We start from the raw sequence: 17540 nt of genomic DNA on the forward strand, positions 1-17540 counted from the left end.
CCACGACCACTGGATCGCCGCCCTCGCCTGGCACCCCGACGGCCGCAGCCTCGTCTCCGCCAGCGCCGACCGCAGCCTGCGCCACTGGCACGCCGCACCCGGCCCGCAGTTCGGCCAGCCCATCGGCCACCCCCTGGGCGGCCACGACAACTGGGTGCTCGCCGTCGCCTTCGGCCCCGACGGCCGGCGCATCCACTCCGGCAGCGCCGACGAAACCCTGCGCACCTGGGATGCTGCCACCGGCGACCCCATCGGCGACCCCCTCGAAGGCCACCGCCACTGGGTGACCGACCTCGCCGCCAGCCCCGACGGCCGCCACCTCGTCTCCGCCAGCTGGGACCGCACCCTGCGCCTGTGGCACGCCGAAACCGGCGTCCCCATCGGCCGCCCCCTCGAAGGCCACGAAGACCGCATCCAGACCGTCGCCTTCCGCCGCAACGGCCAGCTCATCCACTCCGCCAGCCGCAACGGCGCCCTCCACCTGTGGGCCGCCCCCACCCGCTGGCCCGACATGCTGTGCAGCAAGCTCACCCGCAACATGAGCCCCGAACAATGGAAACGCTGGGTATCGAAAGACATCGACTACCTGCCCCAGTGCCCGGATCTGCCGGCACCGGCCAGGTAAGCCCACCAACCCGAAGACCGGCCTTCAGGCCGACCGACAGGGAAGCACCCAGGGGCCAAGGCGCAGCCGCGCGCTCAAACACAAGAATTCGGACAGGCTCCGGACAGGCTCCCGGCTCGGACCATCCTGCTCCCGGTCGGGGCGAATGAGTTCCCGGTTCGGACCTTTTTGCTCCCGGTTGGGGCGATTGAGTTCCCGGCTCGGACCTTTTTGCTCCCGGTCGGGACGATTGAGTTCCCGGTTTGGACCTTTTTTGTCCCGGTCGGGACGATTGGGCTCCCGGTTCGGACCTTTTTGCTCCCGGTCGGGACGATTGAGTTCCCGGCTCGGACCTTTTTGCTCCCGGTCGGGGCGATTGAGTTCCCGGCTCGGACCTTTTTGCTCCCGGTCGGGACGATTGAGTTCCCGGTTCGGACCTTTTTGCTCCCGGTCGGGGCGATTGAGTTCCCGGTTCGGACCTTTTTGCTCCCGGTCGGGAGCAAAAAGCCCCAAGTGCTGGGGCTCAGGAAAACACCGCGGCCCTCAATCCTCGCTCGCCCCCGGCGACACCGCCGAACCGGCCAGAATGCCGCCGTCGATGGTCAGCTCCGCGCCGTTGATGTAGGGCGCCTCGTCCGACGCCAGCAGCACGCACACCGCCGCCACCTCGTCCGGCCGGCCGAAGCGGCGGGCCGGGTTGGCCCGCACGAAGGCCTGCATCCGCGCCTCGCGGCCCGGGCCGGCGCCCAGCATCGGTTCCCACATGGGCGTGAGGATCGCCGCCGGATGCACCGAGTTGCAGCGGATCGGCAGCCCCTGCTCGGCGCAGTACAGGGCCACCGTCTTGCTGTGGTTGCGGATGCCGGCCTTCGACGAGGCATACGCCGCCGCCCCCGGCACCCCCACCACGCCCGAGCGGGACGACATGTTGACGATCGACCCCACGTTGCCCCCGGCGCGCATGGTCTGGATCGCGAAACGGCAGCCCAGGAAGGTGCCATCCAGGTTGGTGCGATGCACCCGGCGCCAGTCGTCCAGGCTGGCGTGCTCCGGGTTCTGGGCGCCGGCCGCATCCTCGAAGCCGGTGATGCCGGCGTTGTTCACCAGCACGTCGAGCTGCCCGGCCTCCGCCACGATGCGCGCCATCGCCGCCTGCCAGTCGGCCTCCTCGCGCACGTCCAGGCGCAGATACACAGCCAAGCCGCCGATCGAATCGGCCACCGCCTGCCCCCGCGCGTCGTCGATGTCGCTCACGTAGCAACGCGCGCCCTCGGCGGCAAAGGCACGGGCGACAGCCTCCCCGATACCCCGGGCAGCGCCGGTCACCAGCGCCACTTTGTTGTCCAGACGGTTCATGCGTACTCTCCAGGCAGATGGTGAAAGGGCGGACGATGCAAGCTCCGCCCGCCATTATCCGCCCGCCGCGAAACTCCCGCCCATCGCGGCGCTCGAACCCTTGTCGCCCACCGCCGTTCGAGGAGCCGCCGCCATGAATGCCCCGTCCGACCGCCGCGCCGCCATCTCCGCCCATTGCCGCAGCGACGAGGCCGCCTGCGTGGCCGCGCTGGCGGCCGAGCTTGCGGCCCTCGACCTGGATCGGCCGGCCGTGGCCGAGCACGCCCGGCGTCTGGTGGTGGCGGTGCGCCGGCAGCGCGAGGGCGCGGGCGGGGTGGATGCGCTGATGCACGCGTTCTCCCTGTCGAGCCAGGAGGGCATCGCCCTGATGTGCCTCGCCGAGGCCCTGCTCCGCATCCCCGACGCCGCCACCCGCAACCGCCTGATCCGCGACAAGATCGGCCGGGGCGACTGGGGCGCCCACCTGGGCCACCGCCACTCGCTGTTCGTCAATGCGGCTACCTGGGGGCTGCTGCTCACCGGCCGGCTGGTGGCCACCCACAGCGAGGACAGCCTGGGCGGCAGCCTCGCCGCGCTCATCGCCCGGGGCGGCGAGCCGCTGGTGCGCCGGGGCATGGAGTACGCCATGGGCCTGCTGGGGCAGCAGTTCGTGATGGGCGAGACCATCGAGGAGGCCCTGCAGCGCAGCGAGGCGCCCGCCCGCCGGGGCTACACCCACTCCTTCGACATGCTGGGCGAGGCCGCCGCCACCCACGCCGACGCCGAGCGCTACTGCCGCGCCTACACGGGCGCCATCCACGCCATCGGCAAGGCCGCCGCCGGCAAGGGCCCGATCCACGGGCCGGGCATCTCCATCAAGCTGTCGGCGCTGCACCCGCGCTACTGCCGCGCCCAGCGCCGGCGGGCGATGGACGAGCTTTACCCCCGGCTGGTCGGCCTGATGCGGCTCGCCCGCGGCTACGGGCTGGGGGCCAACATCGACGCCGAGGAGGCCGACCGGCTCGAACTCTCCCTCGATCTGGTGGAGCGCCTGCTGGCCGAGCCCACGCTGGCCGGCTGGGACGGGCTGGGGGTGGTGGTGCAGGCTTACCAGAAGCGCGCCCCCTTCGTCATCGACCACCTGGCGGCCCTGGCCGCCGAGACCGGCCGGCGCATCATGATCCGGCTGGTGAAGGGCGCCTACTGGGATGCCGAGATCAAGCGCGCCCAGGTGGATGGCCTGCCCGGCTACCCGGTGTTCACCCGCAAGGTGCACACCGACCTCTCCTACCTCGCCTGCGCCGCCCGGCTGCTGGCGGCGGCCGACCGGATCTACCCCCAGTTCGCCACCCACAACGCCCACACCCTGGCCAGCGTGGCCCGGATGGCCGCCGACCGGGGCGTGACCGAGTACGAGTTCCAGTGCCTGCACGGCATGGGCGAGCCGCTCTACGACAACGCGGTGGCCCCCGGCCAGCCCGGCGGCCGCTGCCGCATCTACGCCCCGGTGGGCAACCACGCCAGCCTGCTGCCCTATCTGGTGCGGCGCCTGCTGGAGAACGGCGCCAACACCTCCTTCGTCAGTCGCATCGCGGACGACGCCGTGCCGGTGGACGCCCTGCTCGCCGACCCCCTCGACCAGGTGCAACGGGAGGGCGGCCAGCCCCACCCGGCGATCCCCCTGCCGGCCGACCTGTTCGGCCCGGCGCGGCTCAACTCCGCCGGGCTCGACCTGACCGGCGATGCCGAGCTGGCCCGGCTCGACGCCGAGCTGGCCCACCTCGCCCCCCGCATCTGGCAGGCCGCCCCGCTGCTGGCCGGCCACCCGCCCGGCGGCGGCCCCGCGCTGCCGGTGCACAACCCGGCCGACCGCCGCGACCGGGTGGGCACGGTGACCGACGCCAGCCCCGCCGACGTGGCCCACGCCCTGGACGCCGCCGTCGCCTTTGCCGCCCCCTGGCACGCCGTGCCCGCCGCCCGCCGCGCCGCCCTGCTGCGCGCCGCCGCCGACGCCCTGGCCGCCCACCGGAGCGAGTTCGTCGCCCTGGGCATCCGCGAAGCCGGCAAGACCCGCGCCGCCGCCATCGCCGAGGTGCGCGAGGCGGTGGATTTCTGCCGCTACTACGCCGCCTGGATCGAGCGCCTGCCCCCTGCCGCCGAGCCGCCCGGCCCGGCGGTGTGCATCGCCCCGTGGAACTTCCCGCTGGCCATCTTCGTCGGTCAGGCGGTGGCCGCGCTGGCCGCCGGCAGCCCGGTGCTCGCCAAGCCTGCCGAGCAGACGCCCCTCAGCGCCGCGCTGGCCGTGCAGCTGCTCCACGGCGCCGGCATCCCCCCGGCCGCGCTGCAGCTGCTGCCCGGCCCGGGCGACACGGTGGGCGCCGCGCTGGTGGCCGATCCGCGCATCCGGAGCGTGCTGTTCACCGGCTCCACCGAGGTGGCCCGACACATCCAGCGCCAGCTCGCCCGGCGCCCCGCCGACGCCCCGCCCGCCCGCCTGATCGCCGAGACCGGCGGCCAGAACGCGCTGATCGCCGACGCCTCCGCCCTGCCCGAACAGGTGGTGCAGGACGCCCTCGCCTCCGCCTTCGACAGCGCCGGCCAGCGCTGCTCCGCCCTGCGGGTGCTGTGCCTGCAGCACGAGATCGCCGACCGCATCCTCGACCTGCTCGCCGGGGCGATGGCCGAGCTGTGCGTGGGCAACCCGGCCGAGCTGGCCACCGACGTGGGCCCGGTGATCGACGACACCGCCCGGGCGACGCTCCTTGCCCACATCGACCGGATGCGCGCCGCCGGCCGCCGGGTGACCCAGAACCCGCTGCCCGCGGCCTGCGCCGCCGGCAGCTTCGTGCCCCCCACCCTCATCGAGATCGAGCGCATCGCCGAGCTGGAGCGGGAGGTCTTCGGGCCGGTGCTGCACGTGCTGCGCTACCCCGCCGACGGGCTGGACGCGCTCATCGACAGCATCGACGCCACCGGCTACGGCCTCACCTTCGGCGTGCACAGCCGCATCGACGAGCGCATCGACGCCGCCTGCCGCCGCATCCACGCCGGCAACCTCTACATCAACCGCAACCTGATCGGCGCCGTGGTGGGCGTGCAGCCCTTTGGCGGCGAAGGCAGATCCGGCACCGGGCCGAAAGCCGGCGGGCCGCTCTACCTGCCCCGGCTGCTGGGCGATCTGTCGCCGCCGCCGGCCGCCCTGGGCCTGACCCGCCACACCGCCGACGATCCCCGCCTCGCCCCCTTCGACGCCCTGCGCGCCTGGGCCCACCGGGAGGGCCTGCGCGGCCTGGCCGAAGCCTGCAACGACTGCGCCGCCAGCTCGCCGCTGGCCTGGGGCGCCACCCTGCCCGGCCCCACCGGCGAGCGCAACAGCCTGGGCTTCGCCCCGCGGGGATGCATCCTGTGCGTGGCCGACGACCCGGCAAGCCTGCGCGCCCAGTTCGCCGCCGCGCTGGCCACCGGCAACACCGCGGCGGCGATGCGCAACGAAGCCGGCGCCGCCGCCATCGACCGCCTCCCGCCCGAAGCGAGGGCGGCGCTGCGGCTGCTCGACGCGGACGCCTGCGGCAGCGTGGACGGCGTCCTCCACGCCGGCCCCCCCGCACGCCGCGCCGAACTCCTCCGCCAGCTGGCCGACCACCCCACCCGCATCCTGCCGCTGGTCGAAGCCGGCCCCGACGGGCGCTACCCCCTTTGGCGGCTGACGGTGGAACGGACGGTGTCGATCAACACCGCCGCAGCCGGCGGCAACACCGGCCTGATGACGCTGGCCGGCTGAAACCGCGCAAAAAAACGGCACGGACGCAATCGCATCCGTGCCGTTTCCGCAACCAGGCGGCCCGATGCTCCGGGCCACCTACTCCCAACCGGGATTACTTGGCGTTGTGCAGCTTGAACACCCACACGGAACCGCCCTGCTCCAGGAAGTTCACGCGACGGGCCACGTCGCCGCCCCACAGGGGAACCGCGCCGCCCCAGCCGGACACCACGGCCACGTACTGCTCGCCGTTCTCCATCCAGGTGACCGGGGGTGCCACCACGCCGGAGCCGGTCTGGAAGGACCAGACTTCCTTGCCGGTCTTGGCGTCCAGTGCCTTCAGGTAGCCCTCGGGGGTACCGTAGAAGGTCAGGTTGCCGGCGGTGGTCAGCACGCCGCCCCACAGGGGCGCGAAGTTCTTGTTCTCCCAGACGATCTTGCCGCTGGTCGGGTCGATCGCGCGCAGCGAGCCGATGTAGTCGTCGTGCAGGGCCTTGATGGTGAAGCCGGCGCCCAGGTAGGCCGCGCCGCGCTTGTACGAGACCGGCTCGTTCCAGATGTCCATGCCCCACTCGTTGGCCGGCACGTAGAACAGGCCGGTCTGCGGGTTGTAGGCGATCTGCTGCTGGTTCTTGCCGCCCAGGAAGGACGGTGCCGCGAAGACGTTCTTGCCCTTCTTGCCATCGGTGCTGGCAGACGGGTCGCCCGGACGGTTCTCATCCACGTACAGCGGACGGCCGGTGTTCATGTCGAAGCCCTTGGCCCAGGTGATGTCCTTGACGAAGGGGAAGATGTTCAGCGGCTTGCCGTTGGTGCGGTCGAGCACGAAGAAGAAGCCGTTGCGGTCGGCCTTGCCGCCGGCCTTGATGACCTTGCCGGTCTTCGGGTCCTTGTAGTCGAAGGACACGAACTCGTTCACACCGTCGAAGTCCCAGCCGTCGTGCGGGGTGGTCTGGTAGTGCCAGACGATCTTGCCGGTGTCCGGGTCGATGGCCACGGTGGCGGAGGAGAACAGGTTGTCGCCGGGGCGCAGGTGGCTGTTCCACGGGGCCGGGTTGCCGGTGCCCGCGAAGACCAGGTTGGTCTCGGGGTCGTAGGTGGCGCCGTTCCAGGTGGCCGCGCCGCCGGTCTTCCAGAGGTCGCCGGTCCAGGTGGCGTTGAGGGTGCCGGAGATGCCGTTCTCGACCTTCTCGCCATTCACCCACTTGTAGCCCATGTGACCTTCGACGGTCGGACGCATCCAGACCATCTTGCCGGTCTTGGCGTCGCGGGCTTCCATGCGGCCCTGCACGCCGAACTCGCCACCGGACACGCCGGTGATGACCAGGCCCTTGACGATCAGCGGCGCGGCGGAGGCAGAGTAGCCGGCGGCGTAGTCGTCGATCTTGTCCTTCCACACGACCTTGCCGGTGTCCTTGTTCAGGGCCACGAGCTGGGCGTCGAGGGTGGCGAAGATCACCAGGTTGTCGTAGAGGGCGGCGCCGCGGTTAATCACGTCGCAGCAGGGCATGATGCCTTCGGGCAGACGGTGCTCGTACTTCCACAGCTTCTTGCCGGTCTTGGCGTCGAGGGCGAAGAGGCGGCTATAGGAGGCGGTCACGAACATCTTGCCGTCGTGCACAAGGGGCTGGGATTCCTGGCCGCGCTGCTTCTCGCCACCAAAGGAGAAAGACCAGACCGGAACCAGGTTCTTGACGGTCTTGGTGTTGATCTTGTCCAGCGGGCTGAAACGCTGACCCTGCTGGCCAAGGCCGAAGTGAACGACGTCGCCGGGCGTCTTTGCATCGTTGAGGATGTCGGCGTCGGTGACTTCCTTCGCCTGGGCCGCGCCGGCAACCATCAGCGCTGCGGCGATGATCGACATCGCAAACGGCTTTTTCATATTTTTGCTCCTTTGGATCATTGAATGTCTCCTTCGAGAAGGTGCTCTAGCACACGTCGGGTGGGCCACCTCCCTGCCTCACCCGGGTACGCAGCACCCACGACCCGCAAAAGCCGTGCCACCGATGCCGCCGGTTCCCGGAAATTTTCAGGCCGGGAAAATTTCCCGATATAAAAAGGGCTGTTGGGTGCAACGAATACTTTGATGCGGATCAATGCCGGCACCCCACCGGACGAGACAGCTGCTTCATTCCTCATCAAGTGCTCCAAACTGCAACAGCACGACGCTGAACACGTCGCGCCGCCGGGCAATGGCCGGGGCGCCCGCAGCCCGCAGCCCGACCGGGCCCGGCGGCGCATCTGCCGGCAGCGGGCGGTTTGCCGGGCGCCAAAGCGGGCCCCGGCGGCAGGCACGAAGCTTGCAGCTTTAGCCTCATCACAGAGCGCGCCGCCCACGGGCAGGCCGCCAACAGGAGACAAGCTTGAAACTACCGCACACCCTGGCGGCCATGGCGTTTGCCGTGGCCTGCACGCTGGCCCACGCCGCCCCCGCGGCCACCCCGGCCGACCCCCTCGACTCGCCCCGCTGGGGCGACATGCGCAAGGAGTTCTTCCCGGCCCGGGCCCAGGTCCGCTTCGACAGCCGGGTCAAGGTCACCGCGCCGCTCACCGCCGAGAACGCCCTCAACGTGCCGGTGAGCGTGGACGCCTCTGAGCTGCCCGACGTGCGCGAGGTGATCGTCTTCGCCGACTTCAACCCCATCGTCCGGATCGTCCGCTTCGAGCCCACCGGCGCCCACCCCGGCCTGGGCTTTCGCATCAAGCTCCAGCAATCCACCCCGGTGCGGGCCGCCGCGCGCACCGGCGACGGCGTGTGGCACGTGGGCGGCACCTGGGTGAACACCGCCGGCGGCGGCTGCACCCTGCCCTCCACCGGCAGCGCCTCACCCGAATGGCAGAAGCGTCTGGGCGAAGTGAGCAGCCGGGTGTGGGCCAGGAAGGAAGGGGGCGAGCGCATCCGCCTGCGGGTGATCCACCCGGTGGATACCGGCCTCGCCGCCGGCATCCCGGCCTTCTTCATCCAGACCCTGCAGCTGGTCGACGAAGCCGGCAAGCCGCTGATGCTCATCGAGGGCTTCGAACCCCTCGCCGAAAACCCGGTCTTCACCGTTGACATCCCCGCCGCCCGCGCCGCCGCCGGCTACCGGGTGAGCGGCCGCGACAATAACGGCAACACCATCTCGGCAGCGATCGAAAAATGAAGCGCACCGCCCGCACCCTCACCGCCCTCTTCGCCCTCGGCTGGGCGCTGCTGCTGGCCGCGGCCGACATGGACTACGGCCTCGCCCCCGAGCAGATCGCCCCCGACACCTGGGTGCTCACCGGGCGCAGCGAAGACTTCAGCCCCCGGAACGGCGGCAACATCGTCAACACCGCCTTCGTCGTCACCTCGGCCGGCGTGCTGGTCATCGACAGCGGCCCCTCGCGGGCCTACGGCGAGCAGCTGCGCCGGGCCATCGCGCGGGTCACCGACAAGCCGGTGGTGCTGGTGGTGGACACCCACCACCACCCCGACCACTTCCTCGGCAACCAGGCCTTCCCCCGCGAGACCCTGGCCGCGCTGCCCGGCACCCGCCACGGAATCGATACGGAAGGCAGCGCCCTCAACGAAAATATGTATCGTCTCGTGGGCGACTGGATGGCCGGCACCGAGCCCGTCGCCCCCACCCGCGCCCTCGCCGCCGGCCCGCTGCAGCTGGGCGAGCACCGCTTCGAGCTGCTCGCCCTCGACGGCCACACCGACGCCGATCTCGCCATCCTCGACCGCAGCACCGGCGTGCTGTTCGCGGGCGATCTGGTCTTCCACGACCGCGCCCCCACCACGCCCCACGCCCGGCTCGACGCCTGGCAGGCGGCCCTCGCCCGCCTCGAGGCCCTGCCCTTCACCCGCCTCGTCCCCGGCCACGGCCCGGTGGCCAGCGACGCCGCCCCCATCCGCCAGACCCGCGCCTGGCTGCGGTGGCTGGACGACACCCTGCGGCAAGCCGCCGAAGCCGGCCTCGACATGACCGAAGTGCTGGCCCAGCCCCTGCCGCCCGAGCACCGCCGGCTGGCCGTCTCCGAAGCCGAATACCGCCGCTCCGCCGGCCAGCTCTACCCCGCCTACGAACAACGCGCCCTCGAAGGCAGCGGAAAGGCCACCCGATGAACGCCGGCCCCACCCTCGCCCCGCCCTGGCCCGAGCTGCCCGCGCCGCGCCTGGGGCCCCAGTTCAAGCTCGCCATCGCCGCCTCCGTCGGGGTGCACCTGCTGGCGCTCGCGTGGCAACACGATCTCCTTCCCCGACTGAACGACACCCCGCCCACCCTGAACGTGGTGCTCCGCGCCCCGGCACCGGTCGCCCTGCCCACGCCGGTGCCCCAGCCGGTGGCCCGCGTCGAGCCGGTCGAAGCGCCCGCCCCACGGATCGCCCGCCCAGCCAAGGCCGAGCCCAACCCTGCTCCGCGTCCGGCGCCGGTCATCGCCCGCGCCGCCTCGCCCGAGGTACCCGCGATCCGCGCCGAAGCCCCGCGGCCTGCCCCGGTGGTCACGCCGGCAGTCAGCGCCCCCGCGCCGGTGGCTGCCGAAGCCGCCCCACCCCGCGCGGCCGCCCCGGTCGTCGCCCATGCCGAGCCCCCCCCGGCGGCAGCCGTCCACGTTGCCCCCGCCGCCGACGAGCCCGTCGACCCCGCCCTCCTCGAACGCTACGGCCGCAACCTCTCCAGCCTGTTCGCCCGCCAGCAGAACTACCCGCGTCTGGCCGCCCTGCGCGGCTGGGAGGGCGAGGTGCAGGTGCGCATCACCATCGCCCGCAAGGGCACCATCGTCGCCACCCAGGTCGTCCGCTCCAGCGGCTTCGAGGTGCTCGACCAGAACGCCGTGCAGCTGGTCACCGCCGCCAGCCCGCTGCCGCGCCCGCCCGAGAACCTCCAGAATCGCGAGTTCCAGGTGATCGTGCCGGTGCACTACAAGCTGGAGAAATCCTCGTGAGCGACCTCTCCACCGCCCTCACCCCCAACGCCGGCTGGCAGGCCCGCCGCGGCCCGCGCCCCATGTCCCTGCGCCTGCGCCTGAGCCTCGTGCTCACCGCGCTGGCCGCCGCCCTGGTGCTGGCCGGCGCCGCCCTGTGGGTGCGCGACGCGCGCATCGCCATCGCCGAAGAGGTCACCGCCGCCAACCGGGTGGCCGCCCAGTGGCTCGGCGCCGCCGCCCTGGGCGCCAGCGAAGGCGACCCGGCCTGGAGCGAGAGCCGGCTGATCGCCCACCTCGCCGCCGTCGGCCGCATCCGCGCCCACCACCTCGAAGCCCGCGACCCCGCCGGCAGCGCCGTGTACCGCTCGCCCCCCTCCGCCTACAAGGCCGGCCGCGACGCGCCGGCGTGGTTCGCCCAGTGGCTCGGGCCCGAGCTGCCCACCCTCCAGCTCGCCGCCGGGCGCCTCACCCTGTCCCTCCAGCCCGACCCCTCCCGCGCCCTGGTGGACCTGTGGGACGACCTCGCCGCCGCCGCCGGCCGCGCCCTGCTGGCCCTGGCCGGGCTGTTCGCCGGCTGCTGGCTGGCCCTCGACCGGGCCCTGCGCCCCCTGGGCAGCGTGATGGCCGCCCTCGACCGCGCCGGCCAGGGCCGCTTCGACACCCGCCTGCCCGAAGCCGGGCCGGCCGAACTGGTGCGTCTGGCACAGGCCTTCAACGGCATGGCCGGCCGGCTCGACCAGGCGGTGGCCGAAAACGTCCGCCTCACCCAGCAGCAGGCCGTGGCCCGCACCGTCACCGACCGCCTGGAGGCCGACCGCCGTGCCATCGCCCGCGAGCTGCACGACGAGCTGGGCCAGAGCATCACCGCCGTGGCCGCCCTGGCCGGCGCCATCGTCCAGCGCTGCGCCGACAACCCCGCCGTCAGCCAGAGCGCCGAGGTGATCCGCGACGTCGCCTCGCGGATGCACGACGACGTGCGCGCCCTGCTCACCCGCCTGCGCCCACCCGCCCCCGGCCACGACGAGGAAACCCTCGCCGACGCCGTGCGCAGCTACCTCGCCGCCTGGCAGAGCCGCCACCCCGACATCGAACTGTCGTCCGAACTCTTCGCCGGCCCCTACCCCCTGCCCGACGACATCACCCTCACCGCCCTCCGGGTGGTGCAGGAATCGTGCACCAACATCGTCCGCCACGCCCAGGCCCGGCACGCCCGGGTGCGCCTGCTGCGCGAGGCCGACGGCCTGCTGGTGGAAGTCTCCGACGACGGCCGCGGCATCGAACCCGCCCCCGGTCAGGCCGGCTTCGGGCTCACCGGCATGCGCGAGCGGGTCGCCGCCGTCGCCGGCCAGCTCGACATCTCCAGCCCCCACGGCGGCGGCACCCGCATCCGCGCCCGCCTGCCCCTGCCGCCCGTCGCCCTCGCCGCCGCCCCCCACCCGGAGCCCGCCCAGCCATGAAGCTCGACACCCTCACCGTCATCCTCGCCGACGACCACGCCATCGTGCGGATGGGCTTCCGGCTGCTCCTCGAAGGGGTCGGCGCCCGGGTGCTGGCCGAAGCCGACAGCGGCGAGGCCGCCCAGCGCCTGTTCGCCGAGCACGCCCCCGACGTGCTGGTGATGGATCTCTCGATGCCCGGCTGCGGCGGCCTGTCGGCCCTGGAGCGCATCCTCGCCCGCGCCCCCGGCGCCCGGGTGCTGATCGCCTCCGCCCACGCCGACGCCCTCACCGCCGAACGCGCCCTCAAGGCCGGCGCCGCCGGCTACCTGTGCAAGCGCAGCCCGCCCGACGAACTGCTCCGCGCGGTAGGCCTGGTGGCCGCCGGCCAGGCCTACATCGACCCCGAGATTGCCGCCGTGCTGCGCCGCGCCGACCGCCCCGAACACCCGGCCGAAGCCCTCACCGACAAGGAATTCCACGTCTTCCTGCAGCTCGCCCAGGGCCGCTCGGTGGCCGAAGTGGCCGACACCTTCCACCTCAGCCCCAACACCGTGGGCACCCACCTGTACCGCATCAAGCAGAAGCTCGGCATCCAGAACATGGCCGAGCTGGCGATGGCCGCCGTGCGCGCCGGCCTGATCGAAGTCTGACCACGCAGCCCCCCACCCCCGGAGACAACATGAATAAAAAGGCATCCCTCTTCGTCGCCATCCTCGCCCTCAGCGCCGCCCTGCCGGCCGCCGCGGGCAACACGCTCAAGGTCGAGGAGCGCATCGACATCGCCGCCCCGCCCGCCAAGGTGTGGGCGGCCGTGCGCGACTTCGGCAACCTGGGCTGGCACCCGGCCGTCGCCACCACCACCCTCGACAAGGGCGAAAAGGACAAGCGCGGCGCCGTGCGCACCATCGTCACCAAAGACGGCGCCAAGCTGGTCGAAGCGCTGATGAACCACCGCGACTCCGAGCGCATGCTGAAGTACCGCATCGTCGACTCGCCCCTGCCGGTGAGCGGCTACGTCTCCACCCTCCAGGTCAGGTCGGCCAAGGGCGGCAGCCGGGTCGAATGGTCGTCCAGCTTCAAGGCCAAGGGCGCCGACGCCGCCACCGCCAAGAACGCCGTGCGCGGCATCTACACCAGCGGCCTGGGCGCCCTCAAGCAGCAGCTCGAAGCCCAGTAAGCCCCGCCCGCGCCGATGGCCACCCTCCGCAGCCTGCTGCACCGGGCCGCCACCGGCGCGCTGCTGGGGCTGGCCGCCCTCGCCCTGCCGGCGGCGGCCGGCGAGCTGACCCACGACCAGCTCGCCCGGCGCATCCAGCCGCCGCTGCACGTGGGCGACAAGCTCCACGACATCCCCGCCTGGCCGATCTCCAGCGAACTGGAGCCCGACGCCGGCCCCGTCGCCTACGCCTTCGAATCCATCGACCTCGCGCCCATTCCGGGCTTCGAGGGCACGCCGATCAACCTGCTCGTCACCATCGACCGGCGCGGCAACTTCCTGGGCGTCGAGCTGATCCGCCAGCACGAGCCGGTCTTCCTCTCGGGCCTGGGCGAGGAGCCCCTGAAGGATTTCCTGCGCCAGTACGAAGGCCGGAGCCTGAAGCAAGCGATCACCGTCTCCAGCCTCTACGGCAACGCCCGCGCCGGCGCCGACAGCAACCGGGTGGTGCTGGACGGGGTGAGCAAGGCCACCGCCTCGGTGCGCATCGTCAACCAGAGCGTGCTCACCGCCGCCCTGGCCGTGGCCCGCGCCCGGCTGGGCTTTGCGGCGCCGGCCGACAAGGCCCCGCCGGCCGAAGTGCGGCCCGACGCGTTCGCGCCCCGCAGCTTCGCCCAACTGGTGGAGAGCGGCGCCATCGGGCGGCTGCACCTCAGCCACGCCGACGTGGAGCGGCGCTTTGCCGGCAGCGAAGGCGCCGGGGTCGACCCCGAAGCGCTGGCCCGGCCCGACGCCACCTTCGTCGACCTCTACGTGGCCTACCTCAACGCCCCCACCATCGGCCGGGCGATCCTCGGCGACGCCGGCCACGCCGACCTGATGCGCCGGCTGGAGCCCGGCCAGCACGCCTGGTGGGTGGCCAGCAGCGGTCGCGACGCCTTTGTCGACGACGCCTTCACCCGCGGCACCGTGCCGCCGCGCCTCGCCTTCAGCCAGGACGGCGGGCCGGTGGAGCTGCGCGACCTGGACCTCGCCCCCGCCCCGCCCGCCGGCGCCCCGCCCCTCAACGCCGCGCTGGTGCTGCGGGTGCCGCCCATGTCGGGCATCGACCCGGCCAGCCCGGTGCGCTTCGAGCTGACGCTGACCCGCGCCAAGGGCTCGATGCTGCCGGTCGTCACCCAACGCAGCGCGGTGCTCGACTACCAGCCGCCGGCCAACCTCTTCCACCGCCCGCCCGCGCCCCTGCCCGACTGGCTGATCGCCTGGAAGGATCGCGCCAGCGAACTCGCGGCGATCGGCGCGGCGCTGCTCGTCCTCTCCGTCGTGCTCGCCCGGCCGCGCTGGATGTCGGTGTCAGCCAGCCGGCTGCGGGCCTTCCGGCTGGGCTTCCTGGCCTTCACCCTCGGCTATCTGGGCTGGTACGCCCAGGGGCAGCTTTCCATCGTGCAGATCACCGGCGCGGTCAAGTCGCTGGCGGCCGGCGCCGGGCTCAAGAGTTTTCTGTACGACCCGGTGAGCCTGCTCCTCATCGCCTTCACGCTGGTGAGCTTCGCGGTGTGGGGCCGGGGCACCTTCTGCGGCTGGCTGTGCCCCTTTGGCGCGCTGCAGGAGTTCGCCGCCCACCTCGCCCGCCTGCTGCGCCTGCCCGAGCGCCGGCTGCCCGCCCGGCTGGGCGACCTGCTCGAGAAAAGCCGCTACGCCGTGCTCGCCGCCCTGGTGGCCGCCGCCGCCTTCGCCCCCCAGCTGGCCGAAAAGGGCGTCGAGATCGAACCCTTCAAGACCGCCATCACCGTGGGCTTCGACCGGAGCGCGCCCTTCGTGGCCTGGGCGGTGCTGCTGCTCATTATGGGCGGCATCTACTACAAGTTCTTCTGCCGCTACCTGTGCCCGCTGGGCGCGGCGATGACCCTCGGCGGCACGCTGCGCCTCCTCGACTGGCTGCCCCGCCGCGCCGAATGCGGCCAGCCCTGCCAGACCTGCCGCCACCGCTGCGCCTACGACGCCATCGAAAAATCCGGCGCCATCCGCTACGACCGTTGCTTCCAGTGCCTCGACTGCGTGGGCATCTACCACGACGAGCACCGCTGCGCGCCGATCGTGCTGTACCGCAAGCGCGCGGCCCGGCAGCGCTGACCGGCCCCCGCGCCGCGCTGGGCGCCGGCCCGAAAACGGGCTACATTAGCCGACTCTGATTTTCGCCCCCCGAACGCCCCGATGTCCCTCGCCCTGAGCCTGCTTGCCGCGGGCGCGTTCGTCGCCTTCCTGTTTCCCCGCCTCGTGCGGCGGGGGCTCGCCGCGCCCCGCATCCCCGAAACGGGTCGGCCGGCGGGTATCCCGTGGCGCACCGTGCGCATCCCCACCGCCCGCGGCAAGACGCTCCACGCCTGGTTCATCCCCCCGCGCGGGGCCACGCCCGCCCCCGCGGTGGCCGTGCTGCACGGCTGGGGCGGCAACGCGGAGACCCTGCTGCCGCTGGCCCGCCCGCTCCATCTGGCTGGCCACGGGCTGCTCTTCTTCGACGCGCGCTGCCACGGCAACAGCGACGACGACGACTTCGCCTCCCTGCCGCGCTTTGCCGAAGACCTGGAGCACGCCCTCGACTGGCTTGCCCGGCAGCCGCAGGTGGACGCCCGGCGCCTGGGCGTCGTCGGCCACTCGGTCGGCGCGGCGGCGGCCCTGCTCGTCGCGGCGCGCCGGCCCGGCCTTGGCGCCGTCGTCAGCCTGGCGGCCTTTGCCCACCCGGCGCGGATGATGGAACGCTGGCTCGACGGCAAGGGCATCCCCCGCTGGCCCCTCGGGCAGCTGATCCTGTGGTACGTGCAGCGCACCATCGGCCATCGCTTCGACGACATTGCGCCCTGCCACACCATCCGGCAGGTGCGCTGCCCGGTGCTGATCGCCCACGGCAGCGACGACGCCACGGTGCCGGTGGCCGAAGCGCGGGAGATTCACGCCAACCGCGCCCACGACAGGGTCGAGCTGCGCATCCTGACGGGCGGTCACGACGACTGCCAGGATCTCGACCGGGTACTGGCCGATCTGGCCCGCTTCCTCGACAGCAGCCTTGGCCCCGGCGGCGACCCCAAAGAAAACGCCCCGCGAACCGGCGGGGCGTTGGGTGCTGCGTGCTCGCGCGGGGCGCCGATGCGCCCTGCGCCGCGGTAGGGCTCAGCGGGCCGGCACCATCACCTCGGCTTCGCCTTCGACGACCACCTTGCCGCGCACGGTGCAGACGGTGTCGAACTTGGCCTTGCGCTTCTCGGGGGTGAGTTCCTTGACGGTGCAGCGGGCCACCACGGTGTCGCCCACCTTCACCGGCGCCTTGAACTTGAGGTTCTGGGACAGGTAGATCGTGCCCGGCCCCGGCAGACGGGTGCCGAAGACGGTGGAGATGAAGGCGGCCGACAGCATGCCGTGGGCGATGCGACCGCCGAACATGGTGGCGGAGGCCAGCTCTTCGTTCACGTGCATCGGGTTGTCGTCGCCGGAGACGCCGGCAAACATCAGGATGTCGGCTTCGGTCACGGTGCGGGCGTACGCGGCGCTCTGGCCGACGGACAGCTCCTCGAACTTGTAGCCGTAGAACTCTTCGAAGTTGTTGTTCTGCTCGCTCATTGCTGTTCCCTTTTGCATGTTGGTGGTCTGAGACGCATCGCGCTCCGGGGCCGGAACGCTGCCGGCATGAAACGCCTTGGCAGCATACCGCAAAAAGCGTGACGTTTTGGGGGCGGCGCGTTCAGGCTGGCGCCAGCAGCCCCTGCCGCTCGATGAAGGCGATGATCTCGGCCAGCCCCTGGCCGGTCTTGAGGTTGCTGAAGATGAAGGGCCGCTCGCCGCGCATCTTCTTCGCGTCGCGGTCCATCACCTCCAGCGAGGCGCCGACCATCGGCGCGAGGTCGATCTTGTTGATGACCAAGAGGTCGCTCTTGGTGATGCCCGGCCCGCCCTTGCGGGGGATCTTGTCGCCGGCCGACACATCGATCACGTAGAGGGTGAGATCGGACAGCTCCGGCGAGAAGGTGGCCGCCAGGTTGTCGCCGCCGGATTCGACGAAGATCAGCTCCACGTCGGGGAACAGGCGGATCAGGCGGTCCACGGCCTCCAGGTTGATCGACGCGTCCTCGCGGATCGCGGTGTGGGGGCAGCCGCCGGTCTCCACGCCGATGATGCGCTCGGGGGCCAGCGCCTCGTTGCGCACCAGGAACTGGGCGTCCTCGGCGGTGTAGATGTCGTTGGTGACCACGGCGAGGTCGTATTTTTCGCGCAGGGCGCGGCACAGGGCGAGGGTCAGCGCGGTCTTGCCGGAGCCGACGGGGCCGCCGATGCCGACGCGCAGGGGTTGGCCTTTCATGG

General features: G+C 72.2%; 14 protein-coding genes. 10 read left to right on the plus strand and 4 right to left on the minus strand.

Features of this window, described 5'->3' with window-relative positions; genetic code table 11:
* The coding region (locus tag ACE3N6_RS08845) for a WD40 repeat domain-containing protein (protein WP_374244867.1) at positions 1–625 on the plus strand (625 nt) is incomplete at its 5' end.
* Between the two features lie 522 nt (positions 626–1147).
* Here the strand turns inward: ACE3N6_RS08845 and ACE3N6_RS08850 are convergent.
* Positions 1148–1960, minus strand: a complete 813-nt coding sequence (locus tag ACE3N6_RS08850) for an SDR family oxidoreductase (RefSeq protein ID WP_374244869.1) — start codon at positions 1958–1960, stop codon at positions 1148–1150.
* 133 nt (positions 1961–2093) lie between these two features.
* Between ACE3N6_RS08850 and putA the strand changes: the two genes are divergently transcribed.
* Entirely contained in the window at positions 2094–5720 is a 3627-nt protein-coding gene (gene putA / locus ACE3N6_RS08855) for a bifunctional proline dehydrogenase/L-glutamate gamma-semialdehyde dehydrogenase PutA (RefSeq protein ID WP_374244871.1), read from the plus strand.
* 94 nt (positions 5721–5814) lie between these two features.
* Here the strand turns inward: putA and ACE3N6_RS08860 are convergent, their stop codons facing one another.
* Positions 5815–7581 carry a PQQ-dependent methanol/ethanol family dehydrogenase gene (locus ACE3N6_RS08860; protein WP_374244873.1) on the minus strand — a complete coding sequence of 589 codons (1767 nt, stop codon included), beginning with the start codon at positions 7579–7581 and terminating at the stop codon, positions 5815–5817.
* Between the two features lie 508 nt (positions 7582–8089).
* On the opposite strand from ACE3N6_RS08860, the gene ACE3N6_RS08865 reads away from it, so the two are divergent.
* The 8 genes from ACE3N6_RS08865 to ACE3N6_RS08900 all read left to right on the plus strand — a co-directional run bounded on the left by ACE3N6_RS08865 (position 8090) and on the right by ACE3N6_RS08900 (position 16352).
* On the plus strand, positions 8090–8842 hold the full coding sequence (locus ACE3N6_RS08865) for a quinoprotein dehydrogenase-associated SoxYZ-like carrier (RefSeq protein WP_374244960.1): 753 nt from the start codon (positions 8090–8092) through the stop codon (positions 8840–8842).
* On the plus strand, positions 8839–9789 hold the full coding sequence (locus tag ACE3N6_RS08870; RefSeq protein ID WP_374244875.1) for a quinoprotein relay system zinc metallohydrolase 1: 951 nt from the start codon (positions 8839–8841) through the stop codon (positions 9787–9789). The genes ACE3N6_RS08865 and ACE3N6_RS08870 overlap by 4 nt, the downstream gene beginning before the upstream one ends.
* Positions 9786–10610, plus strand: a complete 825-nt coding sequence (locus ACE3N6_RS08875; RefSeq protein WP_374244877.1) for an energy transducer TonB — start codon at positions 9786–9788, stop codon at positions 10608–10610. Before ACE3N6_RS08870 ends, ACE3N6_RS08875 begins: the two co-directional genes overlap by 4 nt.
* Positions 10607–12049: an ATP-binding protein gene (locus tag ACE3N6_RS08880; RefSeq protein ID WP_374244879.1), complete on the plus strand. Its 1443-nt coding sequence runs from the start codon at positions 10607–10609 to the stop codon at positions 12047–12049. The genes ACE3N6_RS08875 and ACE3N6_RS08880 overlap by 4 nt, the downstream gene beginning before the upstream one ends.
* A complete protein-coding gene (locus ACE3N6_RS08885) occupies positions 12046–12681 on the plus strand; it encodes a response regulator (RefSeq protein WP_374244881.1) in 636 nt (211 codons plus the stop codon). Before ACE3N6_RS08880 ends, ACE3N6_RS08885 begins: the two co-directional genes overlap by 4 nt.
* Before the next feature lie 29 nt (positions 12682–12710).
* Positions 12711–13208: an SRPBCC family protein gene (locus tag ACE3N6_RS08890; RefSeq protein ID WP_374244883.1), complete on the plus strand. Its 498-nt coding sequence runs from the start codon at positions 12711–12713 to the stop codon at positions 13206–13208.
* Positions 13209–13223: 15 nt separating this feature from the next.
* Positions 13224–15320, plus strand: a complete 2097-nt coding sequence (locus ACE3N6_RS08895; RefSeq protein ID WP_374244885.1) for a 4Fe-4S binding protein — start codon at positions 13224–13226, stop codon at positions 15318–15320.
* 81 nt (positions 15321–15401) lie between these two features.
* Positions 15402–16352, plus strand: a complete 951-nt coding sequence (locus ACE3N6_RS08900) for an alpha/beta hydrolase (RefSeq protein WP_374244887.1) — start codon at positions 15402–15404, stop codon at positions 16350–16352.
* 3 nt (positions 16353–16355) lie between these two features.
* Here the strand turns inward: ACE3N6_RS08900 and ACE3N6_RS08905 are convergent, their stop codons facing one another.
* A complete protein-coding gene (locus ACE3N6_RS08905) occupies positions 16356–16802 on the minus strand; it encodes a MaoC family dehydratase (RefSeq protein WP_374244889.1) in 447 nt (148 codons plus the stop codon).
* A gap of 121 nt (positions 16803–16923) precedes the next feature.
* Entirely contained in the window at positions 16924–17538 is a 615-nt protein-coding gene (ureG, locus tag ACE3N6_RS08910; RefSeq protein ID WP_374244891.1) for an urease accessory protein UreG, read from the minus strand.
* Between the last annotated feature and the right edge of the window lie 2 nt (positions 17539–17540).

The organism is Zoogloea sp. (assembly GCF_041904905.1).
Classification (GTDB): Bacteria; Pseudomonadota; Gammaproteobacteria; order Burkholderiales; family Rhodocyclaceae; genus Zoogloea.